This window comes from Niallia sp. 03133 (assembly GCF_052663225.1).
Genome location: NZ_JBQTCY010000015.1, coordinates 69,990 through 91,319, shown reverse-complemented (window position 1 = coordinate 91,319; position 21,330 = coordinate 69,990). Strand labels below are relative to the sequence as shown.

The following is a 21,330-nucleotide window of genomic DNA, read 5'->3' as shown; positions in this document are numbered from 1 at the left end:
TTTATTATCCATTTATTACTTTTCTATAGTCGTTCCGTAATTCGAATAGCGGGCTATACACTCTTGTGCCCGGAGTCTATCTTCATCTGTTTGAAAACTGATGACTAAAATTCCGTTTATTTCTTCTCTTGTTTCAATAATGCGTATATTTGTTATACTGATTGTTTCCTTCGCTAAATAACCAGTAATTTCAGAGATGACACCAGGATAATCAGGCACATCTACGTATAAATCATAAAATGCCGGTATGGCACCTTTTTGATTTTGAGGAAGCTCATCTCTTACATTTTTAGCATGCTGAAAATAATTGAATAATTCACTGGCGTTTTCTTTCTTTATAAAAGAAATTACCTTATCCATTTCTTTTTGCCAATCATTTAAAAGTTTCAGCAAAACTTCCTTGTTATGCAATAAAATGTCCCGCCACATGGCTGGGCTGCTAGAGGCAATTCTCGTAATGTCTCTAAAGCCTCCTGCTGCAAGCCTTGTTACAAGCTCGTTTGTTTTACTTGTCTGATCAGCCTGATGTACTAAAGATGTTGCAACAATATGCGGCATATGGCTTATTACTCCTGTTAATAAATCATGTTCCTTTGGAGAAATAACAAGAAACTTGGCATTTGTGCCTTCTAGCCAGTTTATTAAACATTGTATTTCTTCTTCTTTTGTGTTCGGTTCTGGTGTTAAGAGATAAAATGCATTTTCAAACAGCAGTTGTTTTGCTGCTGACACTCCACTTTTATGGGAACCAGCCATCGGATGGCCTCCTATAAATGTAACGCCTTTATTAATAAGCACTTGTGCCTTTTGGACTATTTGTCCTTTTGTACTGCCGACATCGGTAATAATTACCCCTTTTTTCAACGGCAATTCTGAAAGCAATTTAATAATTCTTTCCGTTTCCTTTACAGGAGTAGAAAGGATGATTAAGTCGGCATGCACGGCTCCTGCTTCTATAGAATCTACGTCTTCATTTATTACACCAAGCATTTTCCCAAGCTTTACATTATGTTCTGAAACATCATAGCCAACTATATAGCTTTGTGGATGCCTCTCCTTTATACATAATGCAAGCGAACCGCCAATTAGTCCCAATCCTATAACGAAGACGCGGCCATTCACTTTCTTCACCGCCTTCTTCCTGCTAAAAATTTATAAAACAGCTGCCTTCTTCTCTTCTAAAAACTGAGACATTACTTTTAACAATCCTTCATTTTGCTCTTTGGAGCCTACTGTAATTCGAACAGATGTCGGGAAATTCAAAGGAACACCCGATCTTACAATATATCCATTTTCCATAAAATGCTGGAATACTTCATTTCCATCTACTTTAAAATCAATTAAAATAAAGTTTGTTTGTGATGGATAATAAGTTAAATCATGTTCTTTACAAAAATCATAAAATAATTCCATGCCTTCTCTGTTTTTCTGTTTACAGCTTTCTACAAATTCCTGATCCTTTAAAGCTGTTTCTGTTGCAATCTGTCCTAATGTATTTACATTAAACGGCTCTCTTATCGGCTCCAGCGTTGTAACTAACTCTTTATTTGCAATTCCATAGCCTACTCGCATGCTTGCCAGTCCATAAATCTTTGAAAAAGTTCTTAATACGATTAAATTTTCAAATTGATTAACCAGCTTAATTGCATCATAATAATCTTCTGCTACGACGTATTCGTAATAGGCCTCATCTAATACAACTAGTACGTCCTTCGGAACAGCCTTTAAGAAGTTTAAAAGTTTTTCTTCTGTAATGTAAGTACCAGTTGGATTATTTGGACTGCATAACCAAACAACACTTGTATTTTCGTCTATTGCACTAAGCATTGCTTCTAAATCATGATTTCCATCACTAGTCAACGGAATTTCTCTTGCTTCTGCCCCGTCCACAATAGCGTTATGTTTATATTGGCCAAAAGTATGGGATGCCATTACTGTATTTAAACCAGGTCTTAATAAAGCTCGAGAAATCATTAAAATAATCTCATCTGAACCATTCCCAAGCACTAGCTGTTCTGGAGCAACCTTTAAAAAGTCTGCCAATGCAAAACGCAGGCTGGTTGCATATCCGTCAGGATACAAAGCAAAAGAACCGTCCACTTTTTCAAGTGCTTCCTTCACTTTTGCAGAACTGCCAAAAGGATTTTCGTTGGAAGCAAGTTTGACAATTTTCTCTAAATTAAACTGTTTTTTCACTTCATCAATTGTTTTTCCTGGTTGATAAGCTGTCAAATTCAGTAATTGATCTTTCCATTTCATGCTGTTCACCTCTGAATAATGGTTCGTTTTTTATCATGGCTCTTTTCGTATAGATTGTTGTTTTTTATCCCACAGCCTGAATATACTTCGCTTTCCGCGGGCTACGCCTGAGCCTCTTCGTCGTTTCACTCCTGCTTTCTTCTCGCCTATCTCGCTAATCTAAGCAGGAGTCTACGTGTATTCAGGCAACTCAGTCATTCTAAAGAGTTTTTCAACTTATCAAAAAGCAACAAACTTTTAGAAAACAGCCTTTATCATTTAAGCTTCTTTAAATCCGGTCTAAGCTGAATCGCTTTTTCCAAATACACATGCTTTATCTCTTTTTGCGAAACATCTGTATTCACATGAAACATAACGCGAATACACTTTTCCAATGAAAAAGGAACATCCATTTCCTTCATGCACATTACTGGCACATACGACCAACCTTCTTGTAAACGAATGACTTTTGCAGGGAATGCTGCAGTAATATCATCTGTGACCGACACAAACGCAGAAGCAACGTTTTCAGCTTGTATATCATTTAAAATGATCATTTCTTTTACAAGCTGCTCTGTTGCCTGAAGGATTGTCTGTTCTTCATTTTGTTCTACGGTTATTGCGCCCCGCACTCCTCTAATCATTTACACTCTCTCCATCCATGAATAATTGTAGCTCTCTTTTTAATTCATCTTCTCCAATTTTTATCATAACAGGTTCACCAATGCTTTCGAGCAATACAAAATGAATATCCCCATTAACAGACTTTTTGTCTTGTTTCATGCGGTTAATTAATCTTTCTATTTCTAATTGCTTTGGAATTTCCACATCATATTGTAGCTTTGATAACCAGTTTATGAATTCTTCACAAGAAAAATCGAAGGAAAATTTCTTTTTGCTTAATTTCAAAGCAAATACTATACCGATCACAATAGCTTCCCCATGTGTTATATTTCCATAACCCATTTCTGCTTCAATAGCATGTCCCAATGTATGACCAAAATTCAAGTAAGCTCTAATGCCAGCCTCTTTTTCATCTTGACTGACGATATTTGCTTTAATTTCAATCCCTCTTTTTAATAAGGAAGTCCATGTTTTTTCCGGAACATTATTTAAATCCGTAATATCCTGCAACAGCATGGAATAAAATAAAGGATCACTAATTAATGCATGTTTCATCACTTCGCCAAAGCCAGATTTTATTTCCTTAAATGGCAATGTTTGAATGTATGATGTATTATACAAAACTGCTTCCGGCTGATAAAAAGCCCCAATCATATTTTTGCCTTCTGGATGATTTATCGCCACTTTGCCTCCGACCGCACTATCATGTGCTAAAATCGTTGTCGGCATTTGAATAAAAGGGATTCCTCGCATATAGGAAGCCGCAACAAATCCTGCTAAATCACCAACAGCTCCGCCGCCAAGCGCAATAACCAAAGATTTGCGATCCAGCTTTTGCTGCAGAGCAAATGTTAAACAATTATAATAAACATCAAATGTTTTCGCTTTTTCTCCAGCTGGAACCGTATATGTCACATAGGAAAAAGAAGCTAGTTCTTTTTGTAGAGAAGCTAAATGAAGCTTCTCTACTGTTTCATCTGTTATGATTAGTATTTTTGTCGTTTTAGGATAGTCATTTTGCAGCATGGAAGGCAAAAGCTTTTGAACATTCTCTCCTATCAAAACATCATACTGTTTAGAATCTGTTTTAATGGCGACTGCTTTCATTAAAATTCCCTCGCATATTGACGATGCTTATTTATATTCTCCAATAATGCATCAAATCTGTCAGAATAAAATTGATCAATGATAGCACAAGCTAATTCCCATGCTACTACATTTTCTGCAACAACTGCGGCTGCAGGAACTGCACAGCTATCAGATCTTTCAATACTAGCTGCAAATGGTTCCTTTGTTTCAATATCTACGCTTTTCAAAGGCTTATATAAAGTTGGAATTGGCTTCATAACACCTCTGACTACGATTGGCATTCCTGTAGTCATTCCACCTTCTAAACCGCCTAATCTGTTTGTACTGCGTGTATATCCTTTATCTTCTTCCCAAATAATTTCATCATGCACTTCACTGCCTGGCTTTCTTGCAGCTTCAAAGCCAATTCCAAACTCTACCCCTTTAAAAGCATTGATGCTCATAATGGCTCCAGCTATTTTGGAATCAAGTTTGCGATCATAATGAACATAACTGCCTACACCTGTTGGCATTCCTTCGACAATTACTTCTACAATCCCGCCAATGGAATCACCATTTGTTTTCGCATCATCAATTGCTTTCATCATCTCTTTCTCAGCAATCGGATCTAAACATCGCACAGGAGAATTTTCGGATACTTCTATCATTTCATCTATAGAAATAGAATTCGCTTCTTTTGCTCTTACACCACCGATTTCAACAACATGCGATGCTATTTTTATTCCTAAAAGGGAAAGAAGTTTTTTTCCAACAGCACCTGCAGCTACCCTAACCGTCGTTTCCCTTGCTGATGATCTCTCCAACACATTTCGCATATCACGGTGACCATATTTAATTGCACCATTTAAATCTGCGTGTCCTGGTCTTGGACGGGAAATTTTTCGTTTAATTTCTGTTTCTTCTTCATCAATAGGATCTTGCCCCATAATTTTTGTCCAATGTTTCCAGTCATTGTTATCAACAATCAAAGAAACAGGCGAACCTAACGTGTAACCATGTCTTATTCCTCCGCCAATTTCAGCGGTATCTGTTTCAATCTGCATTCTTCTGCCACGTCCATGGCCTTTTTGTCTTCTTGCTAATTCTGCATTAATATCAGCTGCTAATAATGGCATTCCTGCTGGAAGGCCTTCAATAATTGTAATAAGTTTGGGACCATGTGACTCCCCTGAAGTTAAGTATCTCATTTTTCGAATCCTTTCTCCCTTCAACGCTTTAAAGGAAATATGTTTCAATATAACATACGTTTGATCATAATAATAGCAAAAAAAATAAAAATGATAAAAAAGTTCGCTAAAACGTTGAAAATAATAGAATAATTTGTATTTTTAAAAGTTTTCTGGTTTTTATCTATTTAATTTACTTCTTACTGCTCGTTTTTCATTGCAGCATCCAATAAAGATAGCTTCACTTTATATTTTTTTATAAAAAAAAGTATCCTCCGTTTCCAGTCCATATTTCCCTGGATTAAAAATCTGTTCTGTACTCCCGACAAAAAAGATTCCACCTGGGCGCAATGCTGCAGCAAACTTTTGGTATAACAAATCCTTTGCTTCTTCTGTAAAATAAATAAGCACATTTCTGCATACAATTAAATCAAAAGATTCATGAAATGGATCAGCTAATAAATTTTGTTTTTTAAAAACAACCGATTTTTTTATTTCCTTGCTTACTTCATAAAAACTTCCATTTCGGGTGAAATATCTTTGCTTTTGCTTTAGTGGAACCTCATTTAAAGCTCTTTCCACATAAAGTCCTTCCTGTGCTTTATTAATCGCATTCACATCAATATCGGTTGCAAGGATTTCAAATTTAATGGAACTTGGACTATTAGCAAGGATCATGGAAATGGTATATGGCTCTTCTCCAGTAGAACAGGCAGCGCTCCATGCTTTTAGCCTGGCTCCTGATTTTTTTGTCAAAGAAGGGAGAATCTTCTGCTCTAAAACTTCCCATCTTTTATAATTCCGGTAAAATTCAGACACATTGATCGTCATTTTATCGAGCAACTCTTCTAAAAGCTCTTTATTTTGGCTAATGGAATGAAAATAATCCCGAAAAGACTTAAAGCCTCTCTTTACATATAGAGACGTTAATCTTCTTTTCATTTGGGCTTCCTTATATAAAGATAAATCAATCCCAGATGTTCGATAAAAATTTCTTACAAACTCCTCATAATCTTTCTCCATGTTTTTCCCTCACTACACCACGTTGAATTTCTTTTTTTATAGTATATACGAAAATAATAGGAAAAGGGGATTTAATTTAGAAATGGATAAAGGAATGTTCAGTTCGGACAATATTGAATCATTCATCAAAAAAAGATACTTGAATATTCAAGCATCTTTGTTTTATAAAAAATTAATAAATCCAGCGATTCGCGTCTTTTTGGTACTCTATTAATTCCTCTTCTTTAAAAAACAAAGCGATTTCTCTTGCGGCACTTTCTATTCCATCTGACCCGTGAATAATATTTTTGCGCATTATTACGCCAAAATCTCCACGAATGGTTCCTGGTAATGCTTCCAAAGGATTTGTTTTCCCCATCATTTGACGAGCTTTCGTAATAACCTCTTCCCCTTGCCATACCATCGCAAATACGGGTCCAGAAGTAATAAAACCGACTAAGTCAGAAAAAAATGGCTTTTCCACATGCTCTTGATAGTGTTTTTCTGCTAATTCCTGCGATACCTGCATTAGTTTTGCACCAACAAGCTGAAAGCCCTTTTGTTCAAAACGTTCTATAATTTTGCCTATTAGATTTCTTTGTACTCCATCTGGCTTTACCATTAAAAACGTTCTCTCCATACGCTCACTCCTATAATCAAAATAGAAAAGGTAAGAATTGGCCAATCATGAAAACACTACCATAAATCTGGTTTTTATGCAAAAAATTCTAATATTTCCGTTTGCCAAGATATTTTGCAATATTTATTAATGCTTTTTTAGATCTATTATTCGGCAAACCTTCCAAGGATTTTAATGCTTTCTCTAAATACATATCACTAATATTTAATGAGCGGTCAATCGCATCGGACTGTTTAATTAGATCAATAATTTCCTGCAACTCGTTTTTTTCCATTCCTTCATGAACTGTCATTATTTTATGGCGAATTTCCGATTTTTCCATCGCAAATAAAACTGGCAGGGTGATATTTCCCTGAAGCAAATCGCCTCCAGCAGGTTTACCCAAATCCTTTTCTGTTGAAACAAAATCGAGGACATCATCAATGATCTGAAAGGACATTCCAACATAATAGCCAAACTGATAAAGTTTTTTCTGATGCTTTTCTTCCACATCGGAAACAATAGCCCCTACTAAAGAACTTGCTGAAATTAAAAGAGCTGTTTTTCTTTTTATTCTGCGAAAATAATCTTTCATATTTTGATCAAATCGATATTTATCTTTTATTTGCTGAATTTCCCCTATACATACTTCTACAATAGTATTTGCCAATACTTTATGAGCTGATTGCTTCTTGATATCACTCATTATTTCCAAGGATCTTGCAAAGATATAATCTCCAGTATACATAGCGACTTTATTATTCCATTTTGCTTTAATAGTTGGAAGTCCTCTGCGGAGATCAGCATCATCTATTACATCATCATGCACGAGTGAAGCCATATGTATTAATTCCAGCGAAACAGCAGCTTTTGTTATACTGTTTAGATTATAATTTCCAAATTGTCCTGCCAGCAAGACAAATATGGGTCTTATTCTTTTTCCGCCAGCCTTTAATAGATGCAAGGAAGATTCCCGTAATAAAGAAGAATCAGCATTTACTGTATCTTCTAATGTTTTTTCTATTACTTCAAGATCCGAATTCAAAAATGAATACATCATTTTTAATTTCACTACCTACTCACCTGTCTTTTACCTTCTTATACGAAAGAACCATTGGCATATTATTCCTATCGTATAGAAACCTTATTTTTCTTTTTGACCAATATGTACAGCTGCAACGCCGCCGCTGTATGGTTTATATGAAACATTTCTTAACCCTGCTTGTTGAAACATATTGGCAAGTTCCTTCATCCCAGGAAAATCCCGAGCTGATTCCTGCAGCCAGGAATATTCTTTATAGCTTTTGGCAAAAAGCTTTCCAAACAGAGGCATCACAAACCGAAAATAAAAATAATAGCATTGTTTAAAAACAGGCAATGTAGGCTGAGAGGTTTCCAAACATACAACTAGTCCGCCTGGTTTTACAACTCTTTTCATTTCTTTCAACACTTGTAGATAGTCAGGAACATTTCTTAAACCAAAACCGATTGTTACAAAGTCGAAGTGATTATCAGGAAACGGAAGTTCCATTGCATTGCCATGTATTAAAGTAATATTTGCATAATCTTTTGTTTTTTCTTTACCAATGCTCAGCATATTTTCACTAAAATCCAAACCTGTTACGCTGCCGTCCTTGCCTACAGCATCTGCCAAACTAATGGTCCAATCAGCAGTCCCACAGCAAACATCCAAGGCAGATGAACCTTTTGACACATTCATTCTTTTCATTGTATCTTTACGCCAAATCTTATGCTGCTGAAAACTAATCAATGTGTTCATTTTATCATAATTACCATAAATTTTTTCAAAAACATGGTGTACTTTTTCTTCCTTTGATTGCTGTTGCTGCATTACCAATTACCCTTCTTCCACATACAATTGTAGTTGTTTACATTCATTTAAAATATTCTCTATCCTATTATGCAGGAGGCTGTCATTGAAAGCTGGCAGCAATTCTGCTGCCTTTTCTAATTGACTACAAGCAGAAAGCAAATATTTCTCTAAAATAAGAAGTCTATTAGAATGCTGTATATCTTTTTCTGCCGATTTATCTAATGGCATAATCGTCATCAAAATAGATGTACCGGTTTGTAAATATAATGTCTTTTCTTTTAATAATCTCTTCAACACTAATAAAGTACGGCATATTGCTTTCCATTCTTCCATTTGAAAGTGAGTTAGAAGTTTATCCAACAATGAAAATTCAACTATCTCTACACTTTTCAACAATTGATTTATATCTTTTTCTGTTTCATGATAGAGATAAATTTTATGCTCGTTTATTTCTTTAATGGCTTCTGCTAACTTTTTTATCATTGAAATATCATCAACATCTGCCAGCAGCTTGTAGTAATGGCCGCTATAATAATCTCCTGCTAATACCGTCAGCTGCCTACTTTTTTCGATTCCTTTGCTGATGCTTTCATTTGTTACTAATTCATGGGTATCAAGGGCAATTTGAATTAACATTGTTGTCATTGTATATATTTCCGCTTCTTTTTCTGATAGCTTAGATGCTTTTAAAGCTGCTACAGTTAAAAGAAGTTTGTCTTCATCCATGTTTGGTTCAGGAATATGTTGAAACAGATAAGGAATATCTATTTTTTTTGTAATCTTCTCTTTTACCTCATCCATCAATTCTTGTATGTTTGCCATGTTATCACCCTTGTTCCCCTTAAATTTACCGTATCATACGCTCATTACAATCTCTTTTTTAGCAAGTATTCTTTGTTTAACTCGAATAATTATAACATAAATATCGTTCAAATTTATATGCTGTGTTTTAGCGATAAGAAGCCGACTTTTTCTTATTTTAAAAAGGATAGCACTTCTGCTCTACTCTCTGGACTTTCGGCATATCTTCCTCGTACTGCCGTCGTTATCGTCTTTGTCCCAGGCTTATTGACCCCTCTCATGGTCATACACATATGTTCTGCTTCAATTACCACCATAACACCATGAGGCTCCAGCATATCATTGATGGTATCCGCTACTGTTGTTGTAATTCTTTCTTGCAGCTGTGGTCTTTTTGCAACCGATTCTACAGCTCTTGCTAATTTGCTTAATCCTGTTACTTTTCCGTTTCTTGGAATATATGCAACATGGGCTAAGCCAAAAAACGGTACTAAGTGATGTTCACACATACTATAAAATGGGATATCTTTTACTAAAACAAGTTCCTCGTGATCTTCACCAAAGATTGTTTGGAAATATTCTTTTGGATTTTCTTGCAAACCTGAAAAAATTTCACTGTACATTTTTGCTACTCTTGAAGGAGTATCTAGCAATCCTTCTCTATTTGGATCTTCTCCTATAGCTTCAAGTATTAATTTTACTGCGTCTTCAATTTGTGCCAAATTCACTTTAGTCATTCTTTTTCCTTCCTCCTAAAGCCTTTCATTCCAATTGTCATTACTCATATTAGCATAATAAGGCGGGTAAAACTATGAAAGGCCTAATCAACGAATAATTTTGTATGGATAACGAGTTGAAGAATTTTTATTCCAATATAAAAACCATTTATTTTTGCTGGTTTTCTGAAAAAATACATATAATAAGGAGAGTAATATAAAAGTGGAAGTTTGTCGACAGTTTTATTTAACTTACAGCGCAAGAGATCTATTTTCACCTACTTGAAACATTATCCACTTCCTTTTCAGCGGAAATTTCACTTTTTCTTAATGGCTCTGTAAAATTTCAGTTTTGATTTTAAATGGTCAGGGAATCGGCTCGCTTTCCACGGACGAACCGGCAAGCCTTCTCGCTCGTACCTCTCTGCAGGGTCTTGCCAGCCCGTTTTTTAAGCAGGAGTCTCGCAAATTCCCTTCCCTAAAACAACATTACCGTTTAATTAGTCTTCTTAATAAAGAAAAAAACCGCGAATATTCGCGGTTTTCATTAAAATACGTTGCAATGTATGTAATTACTTCACTGCGTCTTTAAGTGCTTTACCTGGTTTAAAAGCAGGAACTTTACTTGCTGCAATTTCAATTTCTTCACCTGTTTGAGGGTTGCGCCCTTTACGAGCTGCACGCTCACGCACCTCAAAGTTACCAAAACCGATAAGTTGTACTTTATCCCCATCTTTTAAAGCATTTAAGATTGTATCGAAAACAGCATCAACTGCTTTAGTAGCATCTTTTTTTGATAATTCACTTGCTTCAGCAACTGCATTGATTAATTCTGTCTTGTTCATGCCTTTCACCTCCTCCCAATGTTTCAAATAAATAATTCCATACAATTCCTATCATTATTTGTAAACAAATTATCGGAATTATATACGTCATTCGGAACTTTTTTCTTAAACATGGACTATATTAGTTCATATAAGAGAATAATTCAAGTAAAAAGCTATCCGCCATATATTAACATAGCAAAAATAGCTTATTTGACGCTAATTCCTTTAAAAGATTATCATAATCAATAAAGCTTATCAAGAAATTTTATAGAATGATAGCAATCTTTTCTTATTTTGATAAAATTGTGTAATAAATGTATTGTTTTCGTGGTTTTTTTCTTTTCTTTTTGTCCATTCTCTTGGATAAATGCAGGCAATCATAGAGAAATTCCATTGCTGTTGGTTTTTGTTTATGCTCTACTTGATGATAAATATCCTTCTAAAGAACAAAAAAGAACCCTAAAAAGAGTTCTCCTAAAGAATAATGGCTATAAGTCCTCCTGACCCTTCATTAATAATTCTTTCAAGGGTTTCTTTTAATTTATATCTTGCATTTTCTGGCATTAAAGACAGTTTTGCTTGAATCCCTTCTCTTACAATGGAACTTAAGCTTCTACCAAAAATATCAGAATTCCAAATGGACAATGGATCATCTTCAAAGTCTTGCATTAAATAGCGAACAAGCTCTTCACTTTGCTTCTCTGACCCGATAATCGGGGCGAATTCTGATTCTACATCGACTTTTATCATATGGATGGATGGAGCAACAGCTTTTAATCTCACACCAAACCGCGAACCCTGACGAATAATTTCCGGCTCATCTAAACTCATGTCAACTAAGGAAGGTGCTGCAATTCCATAACCAGTTTGTTTTACCATTTTTAAAGCATCGGAGATTTGGTCATACTCAGTTTTTGCATGGGCAAAATCCTGCATTAATTCTAATAAATGATCTTTTCCCCTTATTTCTACACCAACAATTTCTTTTAATATTTCATCATATAATTCATCTGGAGCAAATAAGTCAATTTCTGCAACCCCCTGCCCCATTTCAATGCCAGCCAAACCAGCTTTATCAATAAACTCGTAGTCGCTGAATTGCTGAACTACTCGATCCACATCTCTTAATCTTTTAATATCTTTAACCGTTTCTTTTACTGCTTCTTGATAGTTATCGCGAAGCCAGTGATTTTCGCGAAGCACCATTACCCAGCTCGGCAAATTGACATTTACTTCTAATACTGGGAACTCAAACAGAGCTTCTCTCATTACATTAAAGACATCCGTTTCTCGCATAGATTCCACACTCATTGCAATAACAGGAATATCATATTTCTCTGAAAGTTCTGATCTGAGCACCTCTGTATTTGGATGATATGGCTGCGCACTGTTAATGATCATAATAAAAGGCTTTCCTACTTCTTTTAGTTCTTCAATTACGCGATTTTCAGCCTCAAGGTAGTTGCTTCTCGGAATGTCTCCAATCGTTCCATCTGTTGTAATGACAACACCAATTGTACTGTGTTCCTGTATAACCTTTCTTGTACCAATTTCAGCTGCTTCATGAAATGGAATTGGTTCTTCATACCATGGTGTATTAATCATCCTTGGACCATTTTCATCTTCGTAGCCTTGTGCTCCAGGAACCGTATATCCTACACAGTCAACTAGTCTTATGTTAACATCTAAGCCTTCATCTACCTTAACAGAGGCAGCTTGATTTGGAACAAACTTTGGTTCCGTTGTCATAATCGTTTTTCCAGCTGCGCTTTGTGGCAATTCATCTTTTGTTCGAGTTCGGTCTCCTTCATTTTCCATATTAGGGATAACTACAAGTTCCATAAACTTTTTTATAAAAGTTGATTTTCCAGTTCGAACAGCACCTACTACTCCTAAATAAATATCACCGCCCGTTCTTTCGGCAATATCTTTGAAAATATTGACCTTTTCCAAGTGATCCCCTCCTGAACTTTCCCTAGCAAATGGGATTGTAATATCCTGAAAATACTATATGACAATATATATTTATGATGTTGTCCTATATCATTATGACTGATTTTAAAAATTTCCTCCTATACATTTTTTTTCATTTCGTTAATGAATGATTATGCTCAAGTAAATCTAGATTTATCATTCTAAACGGCAATGATCCGTTTGTTCATGCAATATTTATTCAGGTTTTACACTAATAAAAATTAAAAACCCTTCTCTTCAATATATACTTGAAAAGAAGGGTTATGACATTTTTCCGTAAAATCTAATAAAGTAAACTTCCATCAGTGGGGGGTTTTCCTTATCCCCCACTGATGGTTAGTTACACTTATCGGACCTTTACGGGCGAGTTTTAACACTTAGCTTCCTCTATTTCTTGGCATCTTGAGGTCGGGGTCTTACTTGCCCGTTAAGAGTGAGGTAATATGTAAAAACGAACGACATATAGACTATATAGTACGGTGATGCGGCTATTTCACGCTCTATCCTATCATCGTAACAATCTTTCACCAAATAGCGGAAAGACGTCCTCACCGCAGAAACACATGGCTTATGGTAATTTCGGGTATTGATAGTATCGATGCCCCTAAGCAATTTCTTTAAATTTTAGAGAACTGACTAAAAAACTAAACAGCAGCTACCGTTATGAAAGGATAAAAAATACCAAAGTAAAGAAGGGGGAACTTTACTTTGGCGTTATTTGACTATAGTACCCTTACCCTGTTCAATCCACCAGGTTGCTTCGTTGCATTGTATGCTGAGCATTTTAATTCGCACCATAAAAATGCCTAATTCTAAAAAAAAAGCGATTTTTTTAGAATTAGAATATATTAAATTTAAAAAAATCAGTTTCTGTTCTTCTTGCATACGCCGTTTAACGGGCGCTTCCGCTTTTCTTTTGTCTAGCTACAGCACCCAACTACTCTCTTACTTCGCTCTCCTCCTTGCGATAAGTCAACGTCGAATCACTTCGTTCTTCGTGTTTCCTTTATCTCATTCGAAGTGCTCCAGTCCGTTCGTCGTTTAACGGGCGCTTCCGCTTTTCTTATTCTATGTATTGGGAGGCAAGAATGTTTGTAAGGTCTTCCATTTCATGTGTTTTGCCTCTTTCCATTAGACTGTCGACAGCATCTTTAGCATTTCCTCCGTTGAACAGAACATTATACAGCGCCGTCGTTATCGGCATTTCAACATTATATTTCTGTGCCAGCTGATAAGCTGCTTTGGTTGTTCGGATACCTTCCACAACCATTCCCATATTTTCAAGCACTTCTTCAAGAGGACAGCCTTTTCCTAGAAGATTACCGGCTCTCCAGTTTCTTGAATGAACGCTTGTGCATGTAACAATTAAATCACCAATTCCAGTCAATCCCGAAAATGTCAATGGATTTGCGCCCATTTTTGTTCCGAGTCTTGCCATTTCAGCTAATCCTCTTGTAATTAAAGCTGCTTTGGCATTATCGCCATACCCTAAGCCGTCAGTAATGCCAGCGCATACTGCTATTATGTTTTTTAATGCTCCACCTATCTCAACTCCCACAATGTCAGAATTTGTGTACACTCTAAAATTGGAATTAATAAATAGGTCTTGCACTTTTTCAGCTTCTTCCATGTTTTTAGATGAAACAGTAACGGTAGTAGGATGACGCAGACTAACTTCTTCTGCGTGGCTTGGACCTGATAGAACAACAATGCTTTTTATTATATCCGCAGGAATTTCTTGTTCCATTATTTCTGAAATTCGTAGCAATGTTCCAGGTTCAATTCCTTTGCTGACATGGATAAATGTCATTGGTTCCTTAATAAAAGGTATCATTTGTGCTATTACTTCACGCATGGCCTTAGTTGGAACAGACAGTACAATATAGGAAACACCTTTCAGCGCATCTTCCATCGAAGTAAAGCCATATACTTGTTCTGGAAGGATAATATTAGGCAAGTATTTTTTATTTTCATGTTGTTGATTAATTTCATTTATTGTTTGTTCATTTTTCCCCCAAATGTGCACAACATGTCCATTATCGCCAAGTACTAATGATAGTGCTGTCCCCCAGCTCCCAGCACCAATCATTGCCACTTTATTTTTACTGCCATCCATATTAAACACCTCTTTTATTTTCGTTCTCTAGCAAAGATTTTAATTGGTGTTCCTTCGAAACCAAAAGCATCTCTAATACGATTTTCCAAGAAACGTTCATAAGAGAAATGAAGCAATTCTGGTTCGTTTACAAAAACTACAAAAGTTGGAGGGCCTACAGCCACTTGTGTTGCATAGAATATTTTTAATCGTCTTCCTTTGTCTGTCGGTGTTGGATTCATTGCAACTGCATCCATTATTACATCATTTAACACACTTGTTTCTACACGCATTGTATGATTTTCACTTGCCATATTAATCATTGGAATAAGTGTATGAATGCGTTTTTTCGTTTTGGCAGACAAAAACACGATCGGTGCATAATCTAAAAATAAGAAATGCTCGCGAATATTTTGTTCAAATGCTTTCATTGTTTTTTCGTCTTTTTCTACTGCATCCCATTTATTCACCACAATAATGACAGCTCTTCCAGCTTCATGGGCATAACCGGCAATTTTTTTATCCTGCTCAATAATTCCTTCTTCTCCGTCTATTACCACTAAGACAACATCGGATCTTTCGATTGCTCTTAATGCACGAAGGACACTGTATTTCTCCGTGCTTTCATATACTTTTCCTTTTTTCCTCATACCAGCCGTGTCAATTATTACATAAGGGTCGCCATTTACTGTAACTTCCGAGTCAATGGCATCTCTAGTAGTTCCAGCAATATTACTTACAATAACGCGTTCTTCTCCAAGTATAGCATTTACCAGGGAAGATTTCCCAACATTTGGTCTGCCAATTAAAGAAAACTTAATGACTTCATCGCCATATTCCTTTGTCTCTCTTTTTGGAAAATTTTTCGCTGCTTCATCGAGCAGATCACCTAATCCTAAGCCATGAGATCCCGAAATAGGGAATGGCTCTCCAAATCCTAATGCATAGAAATCATATATTTGCTCTCTCATTTCAGGATTATCAATTTTATTAACAGCAAGGACAACAGGTTTTTTGGCTTTATACAATATCTTTGCCACTTCTTCATCTGCTGATGTTACTCCTTCTCTTCCGTTTGTAAGAAAGATGATAACATCTGCTTCGTCTATCGCAATCTCCGCCTGCAATCTAATTTGCTCCAAAAACGGTTCATCACCTATATCGATTCCACCTGTATCAATTAAATTAAAATCATGATTTAACCATTCTGCTGAGCTGTATATCCGATCTCTTGTCACTCCCGGAATATCTTCGACAATGGAAATACGTTCGCCAACAATTCTATTAAAAATAGTGGATTTGCCTACATTCGGCCTTCCAACTATTGCAATTACCGGTTTTGCCATCCGTTTCAATCCTTTCCTTCATACTAAAATTTACTTTTATATTCGCTTGTGTTAAGTAGCATTTAGCGTTCATTCTTAATCAAATGTTTAAAGGTGTCCCCTGATAGGATTATCCTTCTTCTTTTTGAAAAGATGGATTTAATCCATGCTGCTAGGACACCCTCTAACTTATTTATTTTAACAAAGTGCTATATGACTAGCAAGATTAAAAGCATAATAAAGACATCTTACCAAAAACATCAGAAAAATCATCCTATAAATGGAAATATTTGCATCAAGTATTTGCAAATTTAATCTTTCTCTTTCTTATCTCCTTCTCCTATAAGAGATTATGATAACTTTTGCTTTTCTTTTTCCATAATGTAAATATGATGCTCCCACTTGGCAAGAAATGCTTTACAAGAATATATTACTGTAATTCCTGCAATACATATAAACAAACAGTCAAAGAATTTTAATGCTCCAATAACATAATAAAAATTATATTGTTTTAAAAGGACTCCATATAATATATCACCAGTTATACTTCCAAAAATTATAGTTGCTATTTGTTTAGAAGGTGCGCTGTATAGCAGCCTTGCTAGAATCATTAGAACAATAGCTGCCATCCAGTTTTGATCAATTATAACCCAGATCGGGTCTAAAACAGCTAAGAATTGAAAAGTACAATAGACAATCATGAAAATAAAAACACAAAGAAAAAAATAAAAAAGTACAGCTTTTTTTAGACATGCCATATAGATAAACATAGCTCCTAAAATAAATAACAACAGCCAGGATACTGTATATCCCCAGACACTTGCTTGATAGGGTGATGCAATAATAGCTGCTAATAAACAAATAGAATAAGGCAAACGATTTTTATTCTCTTTTTTCATAAAAAAGGTAGTAATAATCCAAAAAATCCATGTAAACCAATAAAACAACGCTCCATCCATTTTCTCACTCTCCTAAATCTCATTATGTCTTTTCCTTTTAAACTTTAAACGGAAAATGCATAATCTTCTCCAGATTTATTATGCTAAGAAAAGGAGGTGTTAGAAATGGGGCAAGATCGACAAGAAAAAAAATTAAAAAACAGCAAACGAGTGGAATCTGATCGGGATCAAGCACTGCATTATCCAGGATCAACAGAGATGCAAAGCCCGGAAGAAGCTAGGTCCTTAAATAATAATAAGTAATTATCTTTAATTACAAAAAGAAAAAGCCAGAAATAATTTGCTGGCTCTTTCTTTTTTGTTATTTTTTTAGTTTTTTAAGCTGTTCTCCAATCATATCTCCTAATTGGAAACCTTTTGATTCTTCCGGAAGTTCATAAACATCCTCTTCATCTTGTTCTTTTTCTGTTAGTTCTTTAATGCTTAATGACAGACGCTGATCGCCTTCATTTACTTCCAATACTTTCACTTGCACTTCTTGGCCTTCTTTTATCACTTCATGGGGTGTACCAATATGTTTATGTGCAATTTGAGAGATATGAACAAGTCCTTCTACACCGGGAAAAACTTCAATAAATGCACCGTATGATACAATTCGTTTTACTGTTCCATCTAAAATGCTACCAACTTCTGCTTTTTCAGCAATATCTGTCCATGGTCCTGGCAAAGTATCTTTTATGGATAACGAGATGCGATCATTATCCCGATCAACACTTAACACTTTCACCTTGACTACCTGGCCTTCTTCTACAACATCAGAGGGTTTCGAAATATGTTCATGTGATAATTGAGAGATATGAACCAAACCATCAATTCCACCTAAATCTACAAACGCCCCAAAATCAGTAATTCTTTGTACTGTTCCCGAAACAACTTGCCCTACTTCTAGTGAATCTAGTAAATTTTGTTTTTGTTTGCTTTTCTCTTCTTCAATAACTGCTCGGTGGGAAAGAATTAAACGATTTTTATCTTTTTCCAGCTCGACAATTTTAAACGAAATGGTTTTTCCTTTATAGTCAGAAAAGTCTTCCACATAATGGGCTTCTACTAAGGAAGCAGGAACAAATCCTCGAACACCAAGGTCGACTACTAAACCGCCCTTTACTACATCTTTCACTTCAGCGTCAAATATTTCTCCTGATTGAAATTTTGCTTCTAAACTATCCCAGGCTTTTTCCGCATCCACTTTTCTTTTGGATAAAACGAGCGCTTCTTCTTCCACTTTTATGACTTGAAGCTCCAGCTCATCCCCTTCTGAGACGATATCACTCGCTTTTTCAATATGAAGGCTAGATAATTCACTAATAGGTATTAATCCATCTAATTTGCTGTTAGCAATCGCAACAATCACTTGTTTTTCTTCCACTTTTGTAACTTGTCCAACAACATTTTCTCCAACCTCAAAATTGTTTACTACCACGTCATTTAATTCCTCGGACATATGTACTCCTCCTTATGCTTCACTATAATCAACTAATTTGTTAAAACAATATAGTCTTCCTATCAGTTTGAAAACATACTATTTTGTTAAAACATATTAATATAGGATTCCAAATTGTTAGAATACTGCAAAATTTTATTCCTTTTAATTAACTTCTTACAAATAGCTGCTTTTGTCAAGTAAGAAAACTCCAAAGGAATAGATGCAGAAAAATGTTTTGTTATTGTTCAAACATCCTTTCTTTTCCTATTCCTGAGCTGCTATTCTTTTTAATCATTAATGAGCGATTTTTTCAACAGTAAGCTCCATTATTTGATTTACTACATCTTCAATAGAGAGAGAAGTAGTATCAATTTCTGTTGCATCTGAAGCTTTTTTTAAAGGAGCAATTTCTCTTTCCGAATCCAGTTTGTCTCTTGCTGCAATTTCCTGCTTCAATAACTCCAAATCAGAAGGATAGCCTTTATTCATATTTTCTGTATGACGTCGAACAGCTCTTTCCTCTACAGAAGCTAATAAAAACACTTTCACTTCTGCCGTTGGAATAACATGTGTTCCAATATCTCTACCATCCATTACCACACCGCCGCTTGTTGAAAACATTTGCTGGCGGCGAACCATTTCTTCCCGCACCAATTTATGTTTCGCAACAATAGAGACAGAATTAGTTACTGCACTTGTCCTAATTTCGTCTGTTACATTATTATTATCTAAAAAAATCAATTGGCCTTTTTCGCCTGGAAAAAGTTCAATCACTGTATTTTCAAGCATATTAATTAAAGCTTGTTCATCTTCAAGGTTTAATTGATTCGACAATGCTTTAAAGGTTAGTGCCCGATACATGGCACCCGTATCAATATAAATATAACCAAGCTTTTCTGCTACAATTTTAGCAACCGTACTTTTACCCGCTGCAGCCGGTCCATCTATTGCTATACTTATTTTTTTACTCATAAATCCTCCTGAACTACTGGTTTTCTATACAAAAACCAATGAACAATTAATAATAGCTGACTGATAACGACAAGAGTCATCTAACATACTTTATTCTAACATATTTTTATACATATTTTCGATGAAATAATTAAGAAAAGCAGAAGCGTCTTGATCATCAGCGTGTGTACTGGCCGATTGTTCATCAGCACCGAATACTTCCAAAATTCCGAAGCGAAACTGTTTCACACTCGAAATATCCTTTCATTTGTAAAAAGCTTCTTTTTCAAATTTTCTGGTTACGGAACGGCGAAAAGGCGAAACAAACAGCTTATTGCAAGTTGTTTACTCGCCTAAATTGGGGTAACAGTATTTTTTCGTGCATTATCTTACATATTAATGCAAGCAGCAAACACTAGATATGAATAGTATATTATTATTTTTGCTGAAATGTTTCCAAAATCTTTGAATAATTCGTTTTCGATACCCCTTCATATTGTGCTAGTTCATATAGTTGAGGAAAGATGTCCCAAATATGAATCAATTGGCTTAATGCTAAAAAAATTGCCTGAATAATAATCATTTTTATTAAAAACCGTTCAAGAGTTTTCATCCATACCACTCCACTAATTACTTGCAGAAAACACCAGCCGCTTAACGGGCGTTCCACCTTTCTTATTATCGGAGTTTTTTTGGGGGTTTATTCAATTTTCGCGTCCTTTCTTCTTTAAAGATAATTGAACATCATAACAAAAACGCAAGATAATTTGTCGATCAGTTGAGTTCATTTCATGAAATTGCAAGGATACTTTATTATTCGTTTCATTATAACCGTATACTTTTATTACCTTCCCTTTTAATCTAGGATAATAGTATTCTCCATTTTGCAGGTGCAAAACTAAGTACACTTCTAATGAATTCCCTTCATGAAATATGATTGTTTTTGGCGCAATAATAGCCGCTCCTCCTGCACTTATATCTGTTGTTACTGTTGTAAATGGCAAAAAATCATTATGTAATGGGTGAACGGCTGTATCTACATTTGTGTCGACACGTACAAATTGCCTTCTTTGGATTTTTATCATTTGCTCTTTTGAAGGCAAATGCAGGATTAGCATAGGAACTTGTTCTTTTTTTCTTCCTACAATCTCTGATTGAAACATATAGACGGATCCTTCACTTGTTACAAAATTCACCTTTAGCTGCGTGCCGTTTAATAAAAATACTGTTTTATTTGTTTCCAGATGAATTGGATAATCTATATATAATTCTTTTTCTCCTGTTTCAACAAGCCTGCATTTATATTTCTCTGTACGGTCTGTATTAGCTGGCTCCAATATTAAAGTATCCCCTATATTTATCACTGTATTACCACTCTTTCTTCCTTTTAAATGGCCTATAAGCATTATTTCCTTCTTTTTATCCATTTTTTTCTTTTATTATGACATGGAACTTTGCCCTTAATCAATAGCACTAAATAAGAAAAACAAACAATAGACTTGTCTTTCATTTATTTTCTTAAAGTAAATACAACCGTCCAATCTTAAATCTCTTTATGATAAAAAAGGCTGCCATTCAAAGAATGACCGCCTCAGAGTGTATATAATACAACAACTTTTCAAGCTGGATTTTAATACTTAAACATAAACCAAGAAAATTTCATCCCATAAAAACAAGCAGTCACTGC

Annotated in this window: 23 protein-coding genes; 1 reads left to right on the top strand and 22 read right to left on the bottom strand. The window is 35.3% G+C overall.

Features of this window, described 5'->3' with window-relative positions; all coding sequences use genetic code 11:
* Positions 1-15: 15 nt before the first annotated feature.
* The 17 genes from ACTYBU_RS19180 to ACTYBU_RS19100 form a co-directional block, all read right to left on the bottom strand.
* The gene (locus ACTYBU_RS19180) at positions 16-1,122 is read right to left on the bottom strand and encodes a prephenate dehydrogenase (protein WP_445492288.1); all 1,107 of its coding nucleotides are present in this window, start codon (positions 1,120-1,122) and stop codon (positions 16-18) included.
* A gap of 30 nt (positions 1,123-1,152) precedes the next feature.
* Positions 1,153-2,259: a histidinol-phosphate transaminase gene (gene hisC, locus ACTYBU_RS19175; RefSeq protein ID WP_445492205.1), complete on the bottom strand. Its 1,107-nt coding sequence runs from the start codon at positions 2,257-2,259 to the stop codon at positions 1,153-1,155.
* Positions 2,260-2,513: 254 nt separating this feature from the next.
* Positions 2,514-2,882: a chorismate mutase gene (aroH, locus tag ACTYBU_RS19170; RefSeq protein WP_445492204.1), complete on the bottom strand. Its 369-nt coding sequence runs from the start codon at positions 2,880-2,882 to the stop codon at positions 2,514-2,516.
* Positions 2,875-3,969 (bottom strand): 3-dehydroquinate synthase, encoded by a 1,095-nt coding sequence (gene aroB / locus ACTYBU_RS19165; protein WP_445492202.1) that lies wholly within the window; start codon positions 3,967-3,969, stop codon positions 2,875-2,877. The genes aroH and aroB overlap by 8 nt, the downstream gene beginning before the upstream one ends.
* Complete coding sequence (gene aroC / locus ACTYBU_RS19160) at positions 3,969-5,138, bottom strand: chorismate synthase (protein WP_445492200.1); 1,170 nt, start codon at positions 5,136-5,138, stop codon at positions 3,969-3,971. Before aroC ends, aroB begins: the two co-directional genes overlap by 1 nt.
* 225 nt (positions 5,139-5,363) lie before the next feature.
* Positions 5,364-6,140: a CheR family methyltransferase gene (locus ACTYBU_RS19155; RefSeq protein ID WP_445492198.1), complete on the bottom strand. Its 777-nt coding sequence runs from the start codon at positions 6,138-6,140 to the stop codon at positions 5,364-5,366.
* Positions 6,141-6,312: 172 nt separating this feature from the next.
* Entirely contained in the window at positions 6,313-6,759 is a 447-nt protein-coding gene (ndk, locus tag ACTYBU_RS19150) for a nucleoside-diphosphate kinase (protein ID WP_445492196.1), read from the bottom strand.
* Positions 6,760-6,847: 88 nt separating this feature from the next.
* The gene (gene hepT, locus ACTYBU_RS19145) at positions 6,848-7,810 is read right to left on the bottom strand and encodes a heptaprenyl diphosphate synthase component II (protein WP_445492194.1); all 963 of its coding nucleotides are present in this window, start codon (positions 7,808-7,810) and stop codon (positions 6,848-6,850) included.
* A gap of 72 nt (positions 7,811-7,882) precedes the next feature.
* A complete protein-coding gene (locus ACTYBU_RS19140) occupies positions 7,883-8,590 on the bottom strand; it encodes a demethylmenaquinone methyltransferase (protein WP_445492192.1) in 708 nt (235 codons plus the stop codon).
* 6 nt (positions 8,591-8,596) lie between these two features.
* On the bottom strand, positions 8,597-9,394 hold the full coding sequence (locus tag ACTYBU_RS19135; RefSeq protein ID WP_445492190.1) for a heptaprenyl diphosphate synthase component 1: 798 nt from the start codon (positions 9,392-9,394) through the stop codon (positions 8,597-8,599).
* Between the two features lie 152 nt (positions 9,395-9,546).
* Positions 9,547-10,110 (bottom strand): GTP cyclohydrolase I FolE, encoded by a 564-nt coding sequence (gene folE, locus ACTYBU_RS19130; protein WP_445492189.1) that lies wholly within the window; start codon positions 10,108-10,110, stop codon positions 9,547-9,549.
* 551 nt (positions 10,111-10,661) lie between these two features.
* Entirely contained in the window at positions 10,662-10,934 is a 273-nt protein-coding gene (locus tag ACTYBU_RS19125; protein WP_016203034.1) for an HU family DNA-binding protein, read from the bottom strand.
* A gap of 456 nt (positions 10,935-11,390) precedes the next feature.
* Positions 11,391-12,869, bottom strand: a complete 1,479-nt coding sequence (gene spoIVA / locus ACTYBU_RS19120; protein WP_445492187.1) for a stage IV sporulation protein A — start codon at positions 12,867-12,869, stop codon at positions 11,391-11,393.
* A gap of 735 nt (positions 12,870-13,604) precedes the next feature.
* A complete protein-coding gene (locus ACTYBU_RS19115; RefSeq protein WP_445492185.1) occupies positions 13,605-13,775 on the bottom strand; it encodes a hypothetical protein in 171 nt (56 codons plus the stop codon).
* Positions 13,776-13,953: 178 nt separating this feature from the next.
* A complete protein-coding gene (locus ACTYBU_RS19110; RefSeq protein WP_445492183.1) occupies positions 13,954-15,006 on the bottom strand; it encodes an NAD(P)H-dependent glycerol-3-phosphate dehydrogenase in 1,053 nt (350 codons plus the stop codon).
* Positions 15,007-15,020: 14 nt separating this feature from the next.
* Positions 15,021-16,331: a ribosome biogenesis GTPase Der gene (gene der, locus ACTYBU_RS19105; RefSeq protein WP_445492182.1), complete on the bottom strand. Its 1,311-nt coding sequence runs from the start codon at positions 16,329-16,331 to the stop codon at positions 15,021-15,023.
* Between the two features lie 329 nt (positions 16,332-16,660).
* On the bottom strand, positions 16,661-17,269 hold the full coding sequence (locus ACTYBU_RS19100; RefSeq protein ID WP_445492180.1) for a YphA family membrane protein: 609 nt from the start codon (positions 17,267-17,269) through the stop codon (positions 16,661-16,663).
* 105 nt (positions 17,270-17,374) lie between these two features.
* Here ACTYBU_RS19100 and ACTYBU_RS19095 point away from each other — a divergent pair, with 105 nt between their 5' ends.
* Complete coding sequence (locus tag ACTYBU_RS19095; RefSeq protein WP_445492179.1) at positions 17,375-17,512, top strand: YpzI family protein; 138 nt, start codon at positions 17,375-17,377, stop codon at positions 17,510-17,512.
* Between the two features lie 58 nt (positions 17,513-17,570).
* Here ACTYBU_RS19095 and rpsA read toward each other — a convergent pair whose 3' ends face one another.
* The 5 genes from rpsA to ACTYBU_RS19070 all read right to left on the bottom strand — a co-directional run bounded on the left by rpsA (position 17,571) and on the right by ACTYBU_RS19070 (position 21,070).
* Entirely contained in the window at positions 17,571-18,710 is a 1,140-nt protein-coding gene (rpsA, locus tag ACTYBU_RS19090) for a 30S ribosomal protein S1 (protein ID WP_445492177.1), read from the bottom strand.
* A gap of 276 nt (positions 18,711-18,986) precedes the next feature.
* On the bottom strand, positions 18,987-19,664 hold the full coding sequence (gene cmk, locus ACTYBU_RS19085; protein WP_445492175.1) for a (d)CMP kinase: 678 nt from the start codon (positions 19,662-19,664) through the stop codon (positions 18,987-18,989).
* Between the two features lie 90 nt (positions 19,665-19,754).
* On the bottom strand, positions 19,755-19,892 hold the full coding sequence (locus ACTYBU_RS19080) for a hypothetical protein (protein WP_445492173.1): 138 nt from the start codon (positions 19,890-19,892) through the stop codon (positions 19,755-19,757).
* Between the two features lie 187 nt (positions 19,893-20,079).
* Positions 20,080-20,256: a DUF5359 family protein gene (locus tag ACTYBU_RS19075; RefSeq protein ID WP_445492172.1), complete on the bottom strand. Its 177-nt coding sequence runs from the start codon at positions 20,254-20,256 to the stop codon at positions 20,080-20,082.
* Between the two features lie 91 nt (positions 20,257-20,347).
* Positions 20,348-21,070 carry a flagellar brake protein gene (locus ACTYBU_RS19070; RefSeq protein WP_445492171.1) on the bottom strand — a complete coding sequence of 241 codons (723 nt, stop codon included), beginning with the start codon at positions 21,068-21,070 and terminating at the stop codon, positions 20,348-20,350.
* Positions 21,071-21,330: the final 260 nt, after the last annotated feature.